A 943-nucleotide genomic window follows, 5' to 3' on the forward strand; every position below is an offset into this window, starting at 1 on the left:
TGACCACCGTCACCTCGGCGCCCGGCGCGTCGGCGGCGGCATCGGGCGCGCGCTCCAGGGGCTCGTCGGAGACGAACTTCATCGGGTCGAACCGCGGCAGGTCGCCTGCATAGACGCCCGTGGTCATCGACAGGGGGGCGGTGATCCGTACGAAGGCCTTGGCCTTGATGATCTCGCGGTCCCCCAGTCGGACGGTCACGGGCGCGCGGAAACTCTGCTTGGCAGAGGCGATCATCAGGTTGCGCACCAGCCGGTCACCCTTGCGGGCGATGTTGGCGCCGCTCTCGCTCGGCTGCGGGCGCGCCATGATGGTGGCCTTCTCGGGGATCGCCGCGAAGGAGACGTCACCCTGGAGGGATACGTGCAGGGCGGCGGCGATCAGGCCGGCGCCGGTGAGGCCGGTCAGCGTGCTGGCGCAGAGCCAGCGCAGATTGACCGCGCGCCGGTCGATCTGGGTCGCGTCGGCGCCGAGGAGATCGAGGGGGGCCTGGACGCCGCGCCCGACGCCCGGGGCGAGGGCGGCCACGTCGCCGATCTTGAGTCGCTCGCGCTTCACTCGAAGGCCCCGGATAGACGACGGCGCATAGGCCTCCCGCCAGCCTGATGATCCACGGCCGGGCCGATCGCCATGCCGCCCGCACCATTCATGTACGGGCCGCTCATCTCGGAGCGTAGCATGTCCAGATTGAGGCGTCGCGCGCTCACAGCCCGGACGGCCAGACAGCTCCTTCTAAGAGGTTTGGGGCGCCGGAGCAGGGGAGGGGGGTTGGGCCGACGCTCAAAAACTCACGGACCGGTGTTGACGGCCGGGATTGTGCTGCGTATACACCGCTCATCGGCGCCGGCCGCGGAAGTGGCCCGGGCGCTGAGGCATCTTCTGACAGTTCAGCGGGATTGGCCGGCTTAAGCGCCGGGCGATCGCCTGTCTGTCTCTGGTGGGTGG

Annotated in this window: 1 pseudogene; it reads right to left on the minus strand. The window is 69.9% G+C overall.

The features are described from left to right. Positions 1–556, minus strand: a pseudogene (locus FV228_RS30955) (M23 family peptidase); the annotation flags it as partial. Between the last annotated feature and the right edge of the window lie 387 nt (positions 557–943).

Origin of the sequence: Methylobacterium sp. WL18, assembly GCF_008040015.1 — a bacterium.
In the GTDB taxonomy this organism is placed as follows: Bacteria; Pseudomonadota; Alphaproteobacteria; order Rhizobiales; family Beijerinckiaceae; genus Methylobacterium; species Methylobacterium mesophilicum.